Source organism: Maribacter polysaccharolyticus (genome assembly GCF_028882255.1).
GTDB lineage: Bacteria > Bacteroidota > Bacteroidia > Flavobacteriales > Flavobacteriaceae > Maribacter_A > Maribacter_A polysaccharolyticus.
This window is the reverse complement of the sequence record NZ_JARBUY010000002.1, coordinates 197,914-213,049: the sequence shown is the minus strand read 5'-3', so window position 1 is coordinate 213,049 and position 15,136 is coordinate 197,914. Positions and strand designations below refer to the sequence as shown.

Sequence of the window (15,136 nt, the reverse complement as noted above, 5' to 3'; positions counted from 1 at the left end):
ACAAACAACATTAAAATATTATGAAAAATAACAGATATATATCACTAATCATTTTGCTGGCTTTCGGACTGATGATCAGTTCGTGTTCGGATGACGATTCATCTTCCGATGCCTCAGAGGTAATTCCGTACATCTTTGATTTCGATGGGGATGCCATTGCATATGTTGGAACGGAAAGCGTGTATTCGGTTACCCCAAGAGGGGGATCCGAATATGTATGGACGGTAACAGGGGCTGACGCCACTGTGGTGACCGACGAAGATTACCCCGAAGAGATTTCCGTAAGTTTTACGGAATTTGGAACAGCCACAATTTCCGTTTATGAGATTGCATCCAACGGCCTAAGCTCAGAAGTCGAAACTATGGAGGTGACCGTATTGGGCACACCTTGTACTTGGACCATAGACATGCAGGATTCATGGGGAGACGGATGGAATGGCGCTTTCCTAACCTTCAGTTTTGACGGAACGGAAACCGTAGTTGAATTGGCCGATGGGGATTCACTGACCGAAACCATAGGCATTCCCGATGGCAGCTCCTTTGAAATCTCCTTTACATCCGGGAGTTTTGACGAGGAAGTATCTTTCCAAATTTACGACGCAAGTGGCACATTGGTCTATGAAGATGGCCCTACTCCGGCCACCGGGGTAATATATTCAGACGTTAACGATTGCCCTTGATTTAATAGGATAAATTTTTTCAATTCTTATAATACCAAATAGACCCGATGCAAATCGGGTCTATTTTTTTATCCAAGCCTCCCAAAAAACCATCTATTCCTTAATTCAAAAAATATGTAGTTCATACTATTAAATGATTACATCAACATCAAGAGCTACCAAATCCCCTTTTCCCCAACAATACGACATACCATAGATACCTACTTCCATCGAACAACAATAATTCAACAAACACTCATTGGTAATCAGCTGAACGGAAACCTTACTTTAAACCCAATATCCTCCCTTTACATCAAGATAACCGGTAAATTCCTTTACCGTACCCCACTATTTCGACACCTTTTAATCACCGAAAACCCTAAAAACGCAAAAATTCCCAAACTTAAGATTCCTTTAAGAAATCCGGCTTTTTTTCAAATTCACAATGCGCAACAAATTCACATATCTTTAATTATTTCGCTCCTTAATTCTCTTTATCTCTTTTTTTTAACTTTTTGCCGTTTTTACTTCAATTTATACCTGCCGATATTTTCAATACCTTATTTTCAACGTATTCACTACACACCCAATAACTGTCTATTTTTCAACATTTTAACATTTATGCTATTTTTTTATCATCTTTTTAATTATTTTTTAAAATAAAGTCCGATTTTCTTCAATACGATATTTTCAACAAACTTAATTTAACAAGACCATAATTAATAGGGTTATCCATTCAAGTTTATTTAACATTTATAGGATTTTTAACTTAATATTATGACTTTGGCGGCCTACTAATTCAAATTATTTTAAAATGAAAACAAATTTAAGTGGAATCTTAACGCTGCTTTTGGCGTTGGTTGTGCACATTTCATTTGCACAGGAAAAAACGATTTCCGGAACGATTACAGATCAATATGGTCTGCCGCTCCCGGGAGTAAACATTGTTGTACTTGGTACCACCACGGGAACCTTGTCCGATTTTGACGGTCTTTATTCAATTAGTGCTACAGAAGGACAAACCCTTCTTTTTACCTATGTGGGACAAAAAGACGTCAGTATAGTCATCGGCGCCGATAACACGATCAATGTTCAAATGCAAGATGACGCACAAGCGCTTGACGAAGTGGTCGTAACCGCCCAAGGTATCAAAAGGGAGAAGAAAGCTCTTGGTTATGCGGTCTCTTCCGTTGGGGCCGAAGAATTGGCGAACAAACCAACTGCCGATATCGCACAGGCCCTATCGGGACAAGTTGCCGGTGTTGAAGTCTTGTCAGGTGGTTCTATGGACGGATCCGGGGCAAACATCAACATTCGTGGTTTTTCCTCCATTACCGGTAGTAACCAACCTTTATTTGTCGTTGACGGTGTCCCTATCAGCTCTTCTGCCAATGGACAAAGTAGCTTTAATGAGTATAGCGGTGCCAGTTCAGGTAGTAGGATGTCAGATATTGACATGAACAATATTGAAAAATTGGAAGTCCTGAAAGGTTTGAGTGCCACGGTACTTTATGGTGAAGAAGGTCGTAACGGGGTTATCCTGATCACTACCAAAACAGGGAAAGTAGGGAAAACCAAATCAAGTGTTTCCGTAAGCTCCTCTGTTTTCTTCAGCCAAATTACCGGTCTTCCGGAATGGCAAGACTCGTACGGTGTAGGTTGGCAAGGTTCGGCCTCCAAGGCCTTTAGTAACTGGGGTGCAAATTTCGACGAAGTTACCACGGTAACCCACCCTTATAGCGGAAACTCCTATCAGTCTAGTCAAGGCGGAGGGTCATTCGATGATTTCTTTCCGGAATTTGTCGATGCCAGTTATGACTACAAACCATACAACAACGTAGAAGGCTTCTTTAGGACCGGAACAAACTTAGTGAACAGTGTCAATTTCACTGGTGGAACCGAAAAGTCGGCCATAAGCTTAAATTACACGAACACGAGTACCGAAGGTATTACCCCAGGCAACTCCGTTACAAAGAACCAAATAGGGTTAAATGCCCAAACTACCTTGGATAACGGGATCAATATCAGTGGAAGTATGAACTTTACAAGTAATACTTTTAAAGCCCCGCCATCATCCGCATCATACGGAAGTAATGCCTCAAGCGGTTCTTCTTCTGTTTTCTCCAATGTGATGTACACCCCAAGAAGTATAGATTTGAACGGTCTACCCTGGGAGGACAGTTTGCACCGATCTGTGTATTATCGATCGGACAACAGTATCCAAAATCCATACTGGACCGTTAATAACGAAAAATACAAAGAAGATACCGATCGTTTCTTTGGAAGGGTTTCCATTTCTTACCCTCTTAATGAAAACATGACCATTTCATGGAGATCCGGTTTCGATTCCTATACTACGGACGAAACTTTTGCCGTGAATACAGGAGGTATCAACTATGACGGTCTTGGACTATTCGTAAAAAACCAATATACCGAAAGAACCCAGAATCACGATTTGATGATTTCATTCCAAAAAGACCTGAATGATGACTTTGATCTTGATTTTCTAATTGGGGCAAATGGCAAAAAGAATACCTTCAACCAATTCTCTGCGGTCTATACCGACCAATTGGTCTACGGTTATTTCTTCTCCGACAACTTTGTCAACAAAAATGCAGGAAGCTTCTACAACCAAGATGTGAACAAACTAGGGGTTTACGCAACTACTACATTAGGTTATAAAGATTACCTTTACTTAAACCTATCTGCAAGGAACGACTGGGCATCTACCCATGAATCCGGTAACAATTCATTGTTCTACCCTGGTGGAAGTATTTCCTTCCTTCCCATGGACGCTTTTAACTTAGACAAACTTGGGGCCGTTAATTATCTGAAACTTCGTGCGGCTTATGGTACTTCCGCACGGTTTGCAGACGCCTACAACACCAGGGACGTTATCAACATTGCCACGAAAACCTGGTTGAATGCAGGGGCCGACGACGCCGTTATCAACACAAACAGTATCAGCAATTCCATAGGTAACCCAGACCTTAAGCCTGAGTTGCAAAAAGAAATTGAATTTGGTCTTGAAGGTAAATTCCTGAACAACCGTTTAAACCTTGACTTGTCCGTTTACAAGAGAAATGCCAAGGATCAGATTATCGAAAGGGACTTAGATCCTTCTTCTGGGGCAACATCAACACTTCAAAACCTTGGAGAGTTGGAAACCGAGGGTATTGAAGCTTTAATAGGCGGTACCATACTCAAGACAAGGGATTTCGCCTTGACCTCATCGATCAATTTTTCAAAATACGAAAGTACGGTTGTTGATTTACCGGATGACATTGACCAAATCAACTTGGCAGGATTTACCGACTTAGGGAACTTTGCCAAGGAAGGACAGCCCTTTAACGTTATCATGGGCTATTATGTAGAAAGGGACGATGCAGGAAACCCACTCATCCTTGATTCAGGATATTATGAGGTATCGAACGACATAGGGGTAATCGGGGATCCAAATCCAGATTGGAGTGCTACCCTGAAAACGGGAATCACCTATAAAAGCTGGAACCTTAATGCCCAACTAGAATATACCCAAGGCGGGGACATGATTTCCTATACGGCAGCAACCGTACTGGCCAGGGGTCTTACTGCAGATACCGATGTGGATAGGGGACAAACAGTAGTTTTAGCCGGTGTTACTTCTGATGGAGCGACAAATACCACCCAAATCAGTTTAACCGACTACTATTTCGACAACTACCTGTACGGAGCCAATGAATCCTTAATTTACGATGCCACCTTACTACGATTAAGAGAGGTCTCCTTAAGTTATGATGTTCCAAAGAAATATCTGGATCAAACCCCATTCGGGAGCATAACCATCTCCATTCTTGGAAACAACTTATGGAGAAAAGCATACAATTTCCCTGATGCGCATCAAGGAATGGACCCTTCTGTATCCAGTTTAGGTATCAGTAACTCTAGAGGATTGGACTTTATGGCTGGTCCGGCTACCAAAAGATATGGATTCACTTTAAAAGCCACATTTTAAAAATTGATATGATGAAAAAAAATATTATAAAATATCTGATAATCTGTTTCACTGCCCTGATCGGTGCCTGTGAAACGACCAACCTTGATTTGCTGGACGACCCAAACAATGCTACAGCAGATAGCGGGGATACCGACTTGCTCCTAAATGGCGCCTTGGTTAATTTCAAGAACTTCATGGAAGTCGTACACGAATCCCCAATGCAGGTAGTTCGTATGACCCATTTTTACGGACCAACCTATGACAATGGGGTAAGCCCATCCAATTTTGATACCGAATGGAGCTATGCCTATGCAAGTATCTTGGCAGATACCAGAGCGGTTATAACAGGTGCAACGGATTTGGAATTGTACGATCATGCCGGTGTGGCCAAAATCATCGAAGCCTACACGATCATGACCTTGGTAGATATGTTCGGCGACGTACCTTATTCGGAAGCCATTAGCTATGCCGACAACCTGAATCCGGCATTGGATGATGACGCCGATGTTTATGAAGCCGCACTAGCCCTTTTGAACGATGCGCTTTCAGATTTCGAAAAAACAAGCGTATCTACCATAGATTCCGATAACGACATTTATTATGGAGCGGATATTTCAAGTTGGACCACTTTAGCAAAAACCTTAAAGTTGCGGTACTACAACAACACCCGACTTGTAAATTCGTCTTCCGCTTCGGAAATCGAGGCGTTGATAGCCGAAGGGGATTTGATCTTCAGCTCCGAGCTGGATTTCCAAGTCGAGTATGGAACATCTGACAACGATCCGGATACCAGACATTATAAGTTCACCGATTCTTATGATGGTGGTGGGGAATATATAGCATCTTATTTCTTGGATCTATTATACTATGGAAAATCGGATCCTGACCCAAGAATCAGATATTATTTCTACAGACAAACATTGGAATACCCCGATGCCTCTACCGATGACGGTCTCTTTACCTTGCCTTGTTTGGCGCAATCCAGACCATTGCATTATTCTACCAGCGACCCATTTTGTGTAATAGGTGATGGTTATTGGGGCAGAGACCACATGAACGATGAAGGTGGTGTTCCCGATGGCGATCAAATTACCATATGGGGCCTATATCCTGCCGGAGGAAGATATGACAATAATGATGGTGAGGCCGCATCGATCTCCGATGGTGCAAAAGGTGCAGGTATCAACCCTATTTGGAATGTTGCCGCCACGTACTTTGTACTTGCAGAGGCTTCCCTTGAACTTGGAACCACTGGTGACCCAGCAACCTATTTGGAGGCGGCCATTAGGGCTTCCTTTACAAAAGTACTTAACTTCAACACCTCTTCCATACCTTCTGATGCAGATACCCCTACCGATGCGGAAATTGACGCATATGTAACGGAAGTTATCGACGAATTCAGCGCCGGAAGTGACGAAGAAAAACTCAACATCATCATGACTGAAGCAATGATCAGCCACTGGGGCAACGGATTGGAAGTATACAATGGATACAGGAGAACAGGGTATCCAGACAACTTACAACCGGCTATTACCGCTGAACCGGGATCTTTTATCAGAAGTTTCCCATACGCATCAAACGCCGTGAACAGAAACCAGAACATTTCTGCCAAATCGAGTTATGCAGTTCAGGTATTCTGGGATACCAATCCAGCGGAATTCATTGATTAATCTTAATATCCAAAAAATGAAAACAAAACATTTAACATATAAAACAGGTCTAAGGGCATTGGCATTTCTAGCTTTTTTCCATTCCTGTGATACAGACAACGTAAACGAGCTTCAAACGGCTGCATCGGATGAGTACGGAGCTTATGCCCGGATAATTGATATTTCCACTGACACCAATGCGAACATCAACAACGTTTCAGCTTCAACTTTCGATGTTGAAATCGAGTTTGTCGATCAAGAGTCCGGCTCTCTGGTTACGGATTATAGGATTTACGCCACTTTCAGGGATAACACCATTGTGGATGACGACGATCCGGATTACAGTATTAACGACCAAGTGTTGGTTTATGAGTATTCCAGTGATTCATTTGAGGAAGGGACTACCTACCCTACCTTAAGCTTTACCATAGCTGCAGCCGATGCCATTGATGCGTTGGATCTGGACTTAGGTCTTGCCGAGGGTGGCGACCAGTTAACCTATTACGCCGAAATAGAACTAAGTGATGGTCGTATATTCGGTTATGACAACACCGGGACAAGCATCTTATCGGAAACTTACTATAGTGACGCGTTTAGTTATACGTCCCAGTTCGTCTGTATTCCCGATGCCCCTCCGGCAGGGGACTATTTGGTAAAAATGCAGGATAGCTATGGAGATGGATGGCAAGGTGATGGTATCATGATCACTATAGATGGCACTACTGTCCTATATGCAGACATTCCTGATTATTGGAGTACGGGCGAAGGACCTTATTCTTCCTATGAAACCACCATCACCATTCCGGAAGGATCTACCTCAATGGAGTGGTATTTCACCGGTGACACCTATACCTCCGAAGTTTCATTCCAAATTTACGGTCCTACCAGTGGCGAGGTCATTGCGGATGTAGAAGCTCCAAGTGAAGGCTTGATCACGTTGAACCTTTGTAAGGAATAAATATGTTTTTGATTTAGCATATTTTTTTGATAGAAGTTAACCAACCATCTATCCAAAGCCATCTCTTTTGAGGTGGCTTTTTTTATTTACCTTTACCCCATGGAAAAACCCACCCAAATTTATGGTATCAGAGCCATCATCGAAGCGATCAACGCCGATGAAGCCATTGACAAGATTTTTATACAAAAAGGGCTTAAAGGAGACCTATCCAAGGAATTGGAGGGCCTAATCCGTAAGCATGGCATAAATGTTTCATACGTTCCGCCAGAGAAATTGCATCGACTTACCAAAAACAACCACCAGGGGGTTATCGCCAACATCTCCCCCATTACCTTCTACGACCTTGAAACCTTGGTAGAACAGGTCATGGAAAGCAAAAAAGCTCCCCTTTTCCTATTATTGGACCAACTTTCCGATGTCCGTAATTTTGGGGCCATTATCAGAACCGCGGAATGTACCGGGGTCGATGGTATCATTATACAAAAGAAAGGTTCTGCCCCTGTTACCGCAGATACCATTAAAACTTCTGCCGGGGCAGCATTCAAAGTGCCCATTGTCAAAGTGGACCATATCAAAGATGCGGTATTCTATCTCCAAGCTTCGGGCATTTCGGTGACCGTGGCTACCGAAAAAACGAACAGCACCATCTATGATGCCTCCTTTAACGGGCCTTCTGCCATTGTAATGGGAGCCGAAGACAAGGGGGTTTCCCCTTCGGTGATCAAAGCTGCAGACCAAACGGCCAAGCTGCCATTAATGGGTGAAATAGGATCATTGAATGTTTCCGTTGCTTGTGGGGTATTCTTATACGAAGTGGTCCGCCAGCGAATGGATGGATCAATCGGGTAGGCGATCCTTTTGATCCTTCGTGCGGTAATGGTAGGTGATCTTAATGGACCCTTCCTCTTCTTTATGCCCTTCGGGCTTTGTTTCGATAAAATTACCGTCTTCATCAAAGTGCCTTAGGAATTCATCGGCCTCCGCATCATAATCGTCACGTTCCCAATCGAACTTTTTCGGAGAGGGCGTTTTGGCCTTCATAAAAAAGGCAAGTACCAGTCCGGCAATGAACCCTCCCAAGTGTCCCTCCCAGGAAATGCCATCCTTTATCGGGAATACATACCACAAAAGACTTCCATAGATGAACACCACCACCAAAGACAAGGCCACCAACCGGTAATACTTTGAAAAAACTCCCTTGAAAAACACAAAACTGGCCAACAGATAAATTATGCCACTGGCCCCGATATGGTACGATGGCCTACCTACACCCCAGGTAAACAACCCCGAAAACAACAAACCATACAGCAATACCTTTAGGGCGATATCCCTATAGAAATAAAACAAGGATGCCGTTAATATCGCCAGAGGAATGGTATTGTTATACAAATGCTCGACCGACCCATGGATAAACGGACTGAACACTATACCCCTTAATCCTTTCAACGTCCTGGGATATACCCCATAATCATTAAAATTGGTATGAAGTTCGAGTTCTACCCAAAAAACGGTCCATATCAATATGACTCCTATTAAAGGAGCGATGATCACGGCCTGGGTAAACTTAAAATAATTGCTTTCGGACATGCTATTAAAATCGTTTCAACGTGTTCAAAAAACCTACCATATTCCACAAATATGATAAATTGTCATTTATTAATCATGAATCCGTCATTTATTCCCAATCCTACAGTATAAAAAACGGAACGATTGTAACTTTGTTTTAAATTTACCCCATGAATGAACCATTGGCAGAAAGGGTACGTCCTAAGACCTTAGAGGAATACATTAGCCAAAACCATTTGGTTGGCGAAAAGGGTTCCTTGACCCATCAAATAAAAAAAGGCATCATTCCTTCTTTGATTCTATGGGGTCCTCCTGGAACAGGCAAGACCACCTTGGCCAATATCATTGCCCACGAAAGCCAAAGGCCTTTCTATATCCTTAGTGCCATTAACAGTGGGGTAAAGGATATCCGTGAGGTCATTGATAAGGCCAAACAGAGTGGTGGTCTCTTTACTACGAAAAACCCGATTTTATTTATTGATGAGATCCATAGGTTCAGCAAATCACAACAAGATTCATTGTTGGCGGCCGTTGAGAAAGGTTGGGTAACCCTTATCGGTGCCACCACCGAAAATCCGAGTTTTGAGGTCATCCCTGCCTTATTGTCCCGTTGCCAAGTATATATATTGAACGCCTTTGGCAAAGAAGATCTTGAGGCTTTACTGGCAAGGGCCATCAAACAGGACGACTATCTGAAATCGAAGAAAATAACCCTAAAGGAAACCGAGGCCTTATTACGGCTATCGGGGGGAGACGGTAGAAAACTCCTGAACATTTTTGAATTGGTCGTGAATTCGGAGCAATCCGATACCATCACGATTACCGATGATCTTGTCTTGGGCAAAGTGCAAAGCAATACCGTTTTATATGACAAAACCGGCGAACAGCATTATGATATCATATCGGCATTCATCAAATCGATACGAGGGAGCGACCCCAATGGTGCGGTCTATTGGCTGGCCCGAATGATAGAAGGGGGTGAAGACTTGAAGTTCATTGCACGGAGGATGTTGATTTCGGCCTCCGAGGACATCGGCTTAGCGAACCCCACCGCCTTGGTCATTGCCAATAACACGTTTCAGGCGGTAACGACCATCGGATACCCCGAAGCACGTATCATTTTGAGTCAATGTGCCATTTATCTGGCCACTTCCGCTAAAAGCAATGCGAGTTACATGGCCATCAATACGGCCCAGCAAACCGTCAAACAGACCGGAAACCTATCTGTTCCCCTACCCTTGCGCAACGCCCCGACCAAATTAATGAAAGACCTGGGGTATGGTAAGGAATACAAATACGCCCACGACTACGACGACAACTTCGTGGATGAGGAATTTTTACCCGAGGAATTGACGGGGACGAGTTTTTACAAACCCGGAAAAAACCCACGCGAAAATGCGATCGGTGAATTTTTAAAAAAACGCTGGAAAAGCAAATACGACCATTAGAATTTTATGTTCAATGCCTCGGTCTTTATCTGACCGTTGGAACGATACTCCAAATACCATGTGCCGTTTTTCTTGAACACAATGCCGTTGGCATCCTTTTCATAGGTCACCGTATAGACATCAGGTATCGAAGTACGATAGATTTTTAAACGGATCTTCGGAGAACTGTCTACCAATTGATACCCGTTTGCGATTTCCTGGGCATATAGTATACCCCAATCATTGCCACCTCCCGGGTTTTCAATCCCTGCTTTTATCTTGGTCGATGGTACAGGTTCCTTACTTTTATAGGATTGCTTTTCAGGAGTTGCTTCCTGTTGAACCACTACAGCTTCCACTTTGTTCTTCGGAAGCTTTTTTACTTCGCTCTGCACAACGGCCACCGGTTTGGAGACTTCTGCGGTATGGGAAGGCGAATAACGGTAGTTCAATGCTTTGATCGTCCCGAACGCTTCGGTCAAGGCTTCTTTATAAGCACTCTCAAAATCTTTCTTTTTGCTGACGCCCTGTTTTGTGGCAAACACCTCCCTAGAGGAACAGTCTTTCAAAACCAAAGTTGTTTTCGTAGTGAACATGTTGGATTCTTCATTTATGAAGACCAGCAATCCCAGACAGCGGTTACGTTCCAATTCTGCGGGAAGGGCATCATCGTAAACCGCATTAAAGCCTTCTTGGGTGAACAGATGCTTGACCAATGTACTGGTCTTAAACTGGTTAACCTTCTTAAAAGCATCGAATTTTTTTGGGACGATAATATATTTATAGGAGTTCAAATCATTCTGGGAATACCCAAAATTCACACTAAGCGCAACAAGTAATACAATAAATTTTTTCATAAAAATCATGCTATCATTTCTCACCCCAAGATATGATATTTAATCCGATTTGAAAAGATGAATAATGACTATCCGCTATATTCCGGTAAGCCAATAAATTATCTGCCATAAGATAGAAATTAAACGCCCCGGCTTGAAATGTCGCCCCCAAACCAAGGTTGGTAAACGTAAATTTATCCACGGTATATGTTGCCTTTAAGGCCATAAAATTGCCAAACCTTCTCTGATAAAAAGCGGTGAGGGCACTTTGGGGCCCCCTTGGTCTATTGATCATATACAACTGCCCCCCGATGCTATTCCGATACTTGACCGCACTCGAGGCACTATTGGCATTTTGGTAATCACAGTCACAAACAGCGGACCCCTGCATGGGCTCTCCAAAATTATAACGGATCGAACCATATAATTTCGTTGGCCTAAAGGTGACATAGGCCTTCGTATCATTTTCAAAAGGAATGAATTCCTCCACCTCATCGACCAAGTCTTGCCAAAAGTCTTGATCCGGATCGTCAAGGGCATCGGGCAATATGACCTCTACCCCTTCAATGGTAGCGTTTCCCTCAAGGGTATAATTCTCAACATCGTTCGCATGGTAAATAAAACCCAGATCCAAAAGACTTCCGGTTACCACCGTTTGCCCATTCAAATAATAGGTAAAACCAAGATCGACCCCTAAGCCCAGATTCCCTCCGAACAACCCTCTTTTTATTAGCGTAGCGGCAACATTATCATCATCCGATGCTCGTTCCAAGGCATTTACCCCAGAAGTACGTAATTCGAGATCGGCATCCAACGTACTGGCATAAACATTGTTCTCCCCTTCGGTAGTCACAAAATAACCATCGTTATCGACCGTGTTGAAATCCAATATGCTCGAATAGATTTTTCCCCTAGCCCCCAACGTAAGATCTTTGTTCATTCGTTTATTGATCCCGAAATGGAACACATTGAGCATTTCGCCCCTTGTTACCAAATCACTTAGATCAAAACGTTCATTGAGTCTATCCGCATTGCCCTCATACCCCAGAATGGCGTAATCCTTGAACCAATAAACTATGGCATCGACCTCATTGTAGAGTCCGAAAGAATAAAAAACACTTGGATCCTTACCCCTGAATCCCCCACTAAAAATCTCTACTTGATCCGTACTGCTCACTTCATCCCGGGTGGCCATTCCGTAGATAAGCCTATCGCGAACCTTATCATTGATATCGAGACCGTCATTGGCAAAAATATCATTGACCGTAATACCACTGGAACCGGCCTGTACCGAAATTCCGGACAATAGCGGAATGCCCGCATACCATGAAAAATCGGTTTCCATTCCTGGATTGATCATCAAAGCTTGGGGAACTTCGGTAAAATCGTACAACAATTGCTTGTTTTGGGCGTGCATGAACAACCCGATGCAAAATATGGTAATAACAACCGCTTTCTTTACCATCCTCATTTAATGCTTACCGTGAATGCACCACTACTCTTTAGGGTGACCATTGGATTGTCTTGTGAAGAAGTGCTTACATTATCCCCATTGTTGGTAGCGGTTACCGAAATACTTGAAATATTACGGATAATGTCGATATCCTCCCCATAGGGTCCATAATAGGTTTCCCGTATCACCTCAGCAGAAGGTTCCGGATCCAGTTCGAATACTTCGGTAGCCAGAACATTTCCTGTCGCATCCAAAAACCGTATTTCCAATTCCAGGGGTTTACTGGTCGTATTTTCGACATAATAGGTCAACACCCCTTCCAGCACCCGATCTGCGAAAACGGTTTCACTAAAGGCTTCAAATTCAAATTCACGGGAGTAGGTGTCCGGTGCCGGCAAGTCATTTATCGTACTTTCGGGAACCTCCAAATAAAGGACACTGGCCTCATAGGTCGGGGTAATACTAAGATCATCATACTGATTGAAATCCTGTTCCTCGACACAGGAAAAAAGAATTGAAAAAACAAACATCAACCATACATACGTCCCTATCCTTTTGATTTTCATTGTAGAAATCCTTTTTATCGCTAAAAAGCACATAATGTTATACTATGTATAACTCTACAAATACTTTTTTATTTCACCCAAATCATGAATGATCTGGCAAATTTCATGTTCCGGTTCGTTATGTGCGTTGAAATGCAAGGTGTGTATGCCTACGGCCCGGGCCCCAAGGATATCCGCTTCAATACTGTCCCCGATCATCATCGAATTCCCGGAAGTCGTTTTTGCCTTGTTCAATGCCAATTCAAAAATCAAGGGATTCGGTTTTTTTACCCCGGCCATTTCCGAATTCACCACCTGATCGAAATATCCCCGGATATGGGCATTTTTCAATTTCCTTTCCTGAACCTCCTGAAATCCGTTGGTGATGATATGGAGTTTGTATTTCGGCTTTAAATAATCGAGGACCTCCATGGCATTGGGAAAAAGATGGTTATACGTTGAAAGATACTCAATATAATCTATGGCCAACTGATCGATGACGGCATCGGAAACCCTATATTTCAAGGTGTCGAATACGGTTTTCAGCCGCTGGTAGCGCAATTCCGATTTAGTGACTTTCTCTTCCCGGTACAATTTCCAGAACGCCAGGTTAACGGGGATATATACTTCAAGGAAATCGTCTAGATCGACATCGACCCGATTCTCTTGTAAGATCCGCTCAAAAGTAAGCGCCGAATTCCTTTCAAAATCCCAAAGGGTATGATCTAAATCAAAAAACACATCCGAAACTTGATCTCTATACATTGTAGTTTTTGATTATTTGCCCATACATATCCTTCCAGTCAATATGGTGTTCGGTACCTAAAAGTTCGTTCGAGAAAACCGTTATCAACCTGCCATTCACTTTTTTCACTTCTTGGTACAACACCTTCACTTTCCCCATAATATCCCCAAGAGAAGCTTCATCCCGAAGGGCGTAATCATGCAATGCAAAGGAATGGACCCTTATGGGTTGTTGCAATTCCAAATTGATGTCATATAAATAAAACGGAAAGGACGTACCAGCCCTAAATCCTATTTCGTGGGTATACCCCATCGAATAATCATCGGTAAACTCGGCATCGACCAAATTTCGATAGGTCTGGGGCACGTCTACCCTATTGTACCGCATCCTTACGTCATCTACCTGTCTATTGATCACATTGGCCAGGCTCTTTTTCTCCTTTCGCAATACCTCTACATCATTGAACGAAGTATAGGAAGCTGCCAAAGAAACCTTGCAATAATCGGCTATCGACTTTATCAAATAACGAAAGTTATTGTTATTGGGAGATACATTCTTATCATAGGTGGAATAGGAGGCGAACTGAAAAAAGAACTTACAATCAAGGTCGTATTGCTTTCTTTTTTGGATTAGGAAATCGAAATTATCATAGGGGTCTTTTCGCGGATTGAACCATACCACGACCCTCTCCAACAACCGTCGTATCCTTAAATGGGCCAAATCCAACAGAAATCCGGCCACACTACGCGTAAATCCACGATGGGCATAACAATGGGAAGTAGTCACATCCAAGATGGAAGTGTATTTGAAGACCGGTTTCTTGACTTCCATATCCGGGAACCGCTCCAAAAGCCTGTCCAGCAATTTGTTGGCCCAAATATCGACCACCGGCAACATCAGAAAATCATTTTGGTAAGCCAGACTATCCTTTGGGGAAAATCTGCCGTGCATATCCTTTACGTGGGGCAGGTATTCCTCGTAGCGTGAAAGCAGGTAAAAACTTGCCGAAAAAATATCGAAAGGCAGGGCACTATTCTCCCCGGTTGTAAAAAAGCAGGGTACCCCCTCCCAATCCAGAACATTGATCTGGATGTCATTGATCCCCTGTTCAAAAAGCAAATCGTTGCTTCGTACAAAAAACTCATTTTGTAAGGGTTGTTTCGTATAGGTGATTTTGGCCCCCGTATGTTTTATAAAGTCTTCGACCTTGGTCGTGTAGGACACCTCTATTCCCAAAATCCTTTTGAAAATATGGCGCATGATGTAACTGAACCGTGGTGTTATCCTATGCGTGTAAATCAGTAACATCTTTACGTAGTAGC

The 15,136-nt window shown here is 43.0% G+C and carries 12 protein-coding genes; 6 read left to right on the top strand and 6 right to left on the bottom strand.

What is annotated here, in order from left to right; all coding sequences use genetic code 11:
* Positions 1–20 precede the first annotated feature (20 nt).
* From PHU20_RS06865 to rlmB, 5 genes are all read left to right on the top strand, one after another.
* Positions 21–680 carry a hypothetical protein gene (locus PHU20_RS06865; RefSeq protein ID WP_274824619.1) on the top strand — a complete coding sequence of 220 codons (660 nt, stop codon included), beginning with the start codon at positions 21–23 and terminating at the stop codon, positions 678–680.
* Positions 681–1,473: 793 nt separating this feature from the next.
* Positions 1,474–4,653 (top strand): SusC/RagA family TonB-linked outer membrane protein, encoded by a 3,180-nt coding sequence (locus PHU20_RS06860; protein WP_274824618.1) that lies wholly within the window; start codon positions 1,474–1,476, stop codon positions 4,651–4,653.
* A gap of 8 nt (positions 4,654–4,661) precedes the next feature.
* Positions 4,662–6,305, top strand: a complete 1,644-nt coding sequence (locus PHU20_RS06855; protein WP_274824617.1) for a SusD/RagB family nutrient-binding outer membrane lipoprotein — start codon at positions 4,662–4,664, stop codon at positions 6,303–6,305.
* A 16-nt stretch (positions 6,306–6,321) separates the two neighbouring features.
* Complete coding sequence (locus PHU20_RS06850) at positions 6,322–7,242, top strand: hypothetical protein (RefSeq protein WP_274824616.1); 921 nt, start codon at positions 6,322–6,324, stop codon at positions 7,240–7,242.
* A gap of 99 nt (positions 7,243–7,341) precedes the next feature.
* A complete protein-coding gene (gene rlmB / locus PHU20_RS06845; RefSeq protein ID WP_274824615.1) occupies positions 7,342–8,091 on the top strand; it encodes a 23S rRNA (guanosine(2251)-2'-O)-methyltransferase RlmB in 750 nt (249 codons plus the stop codon).
* Here the strand turns inward: rlmB and PHU20_RS06840 are convergent.
* Positions 8,080–8,829 (bottom strand): rhomboid family intramembrane serine protease, encoded by a 750-nt coding sequence (locus tag PHU20_RS06840; protein WP_274824614.1) that lies wholly within the window; start codon positions 8,827–8,829, stop codon positions 8,080–8,082. The genes rlmB and PHU20_RS06840 overlap by 12 nt on opposite strands.
* 149 nt (positions 8,830–8,978) lie before the next feature.
* Between PHU20_RS06840 and PHU20_RS06835 the strand changes: the two genes are divergently transcribed.
* Positions 8,979–10,256 (top strand): replication-associated recombination protein A, encoded by a 1,278-nt coding sequence (locus PHU20_RS06835; RefSeq protein WP_274824613.1) that lies wholly within the window; start codon positions 8,979–8,981, stop codon positions 10,254–10,256.
* Here the strand turns inward: PHU20_RS06835 and PHU20_RS06830 are convergent.
* From PHU20_RS06830 to PHU20_RS06810, 5 genes are read right to left on the bottom strand one after another with little or no spacing between them, the layout of a single operon-like run.
* Positions 10,253–11,092, bottom strand: coding sequence for a hypothetical protein (locus PHU20_RS06830; RefSeq protein ID WP_274824612.1), 840 nt, complete (start codon positions 11,090–11,092; stop codon positions 10,253–10,255). The two genes, PHU20_RS06835 and PHU20_RS06830, sit on opposite strands and share 4 nt — an antisense overlap.
* A gap of 13 nt (positions 11,093–11,105) precedes the next feature.
* Entirely contained in the window at positions 11,106–12,536 is a 1,431-nt protein-coding gene (locus PHU20_RS06825; RefSeq protein ID WP_274824611.1) for a DUF5723 family protein, read from the bottom strand.
* A gap of 2 nt (positions 12,537–12,538) precedes the next feature.
* Positions 12,539–13,090 (bottom strand): hypothetical protein, encoded by a 552-nt coding sequence (locus tag PHU20_RS06820; protein WP_274824610.1) that lies wholly within the window; start codon positions 13,088–13,090, stop codon positions 12,539–12,541.
* 54 nt (positions 13,091–13,144) lie between these two features.
* Positions 13,145–13,834, bottom strand: a complete 690-nt coding sequence (locus PHU20_RS06815; protein WP_274824609.1) for a YjjG family noncanonical pyrimidine nucleotidase — start codon at positions 13,832–13,834, stop codon at positions 13,145–13,147.
* Positions 13,827–15,122: a polysaccharide deacetylase family protein gene (locus PHU20_RS06810; RefSeq protein WP_274824608.1), complete on the bottom strand. Its 1,296-nt coding sequence runs from the start codon at positions 15,120–15,122 to the stop codon at positions 13,827–13,829. The genes PHU20_RS06815 and PHU20_RS06810 overlap by 8 nt, the downstream gene beginning before the upstream one ends.
* Positions 15,123–15,136: the final 14 nt, after the last annotated feature.

Coding starts and splice junctions, on each gene's coding strand:
- PHU20_RS06825 (WP_274824611.1), bottom strand. CDS start 12,536: ATGGTAAAGAAAGCGGTTGTTATTACCATATTTTGCATCGGGTTGTTC.
- PHU20_RS06855 (WP_274824617.1), top strand. CDS start 4,662: ATGATGAAAAAAAATATTATAAAATATCTGATAATCTGTTTCACTGCC.
- PHU20_RS06860 (WP_274824618.1), top strand. CDS start 1,474: ATGAAAACAAATTTAAGTGGAATCTTAACGCTGCTTTTGGCGTTGGTT.
- PHU20_RS06835 (WP_274824613.1), top strand. CDS start 8,979: ATGAATGAACCATTGGCAGAAAGGGTACGTCCTAAGACCTTAGAGGAA.
- PHU20_RS06830 (WP_274824612.1), bottom strand. CDS start 11,092: ATGAAAAAATTTATTGTATTACTTGTTGCGCTTAGTGTGAATTTTGGG.
- PHU20_RS06850 (WP_274824616.1), top strand. CDS start 6,322: ATGAAAACAAAACATTTAACATATAAAACAGGTCTAAGGGCATTGGCA.
- PHU20_RS06865 (WP_274824619.1), top strand. CDS start 21: ATGAAAAATAACAGATATATATCACTAATCATTTTGCTGGCTTTCGGA.
- PHU20_RS06810 (WP_274824608.1), bottom strand. CDS start 15,122: ATGTTACTGATTTACACGCATAGGATAACACCACGGTTCAGTTACATC.
- PHU20_RS06840 (WP_274824614.1), bottom strand. CDS start 8,829: ATGTCCGAAAGCAATTATTTTAAGTTTACCCAGGCCGTGATCATCGCT.
- PHU20_RS06815 (WP_274824609.1), bottom strand. CDS start 13,834: ATGTATAGAGATCAAGTTTCGGATGTGTTTTTTGATTTAGATCATACC.
- PHU20_RS06820 (WP_274824610.1), bottom strand. CDS start 13,090: ATGAAAATCAAAAGGATAGGGACGTATGTATGGTTGATGTTTGTTTTT.
- rlmB (WP_274824615.1), top strand. CDS start 7,342: ATGGAAAAACCCACCCAAATTTATGGTATCAGAGCCATCATCGAAGCG.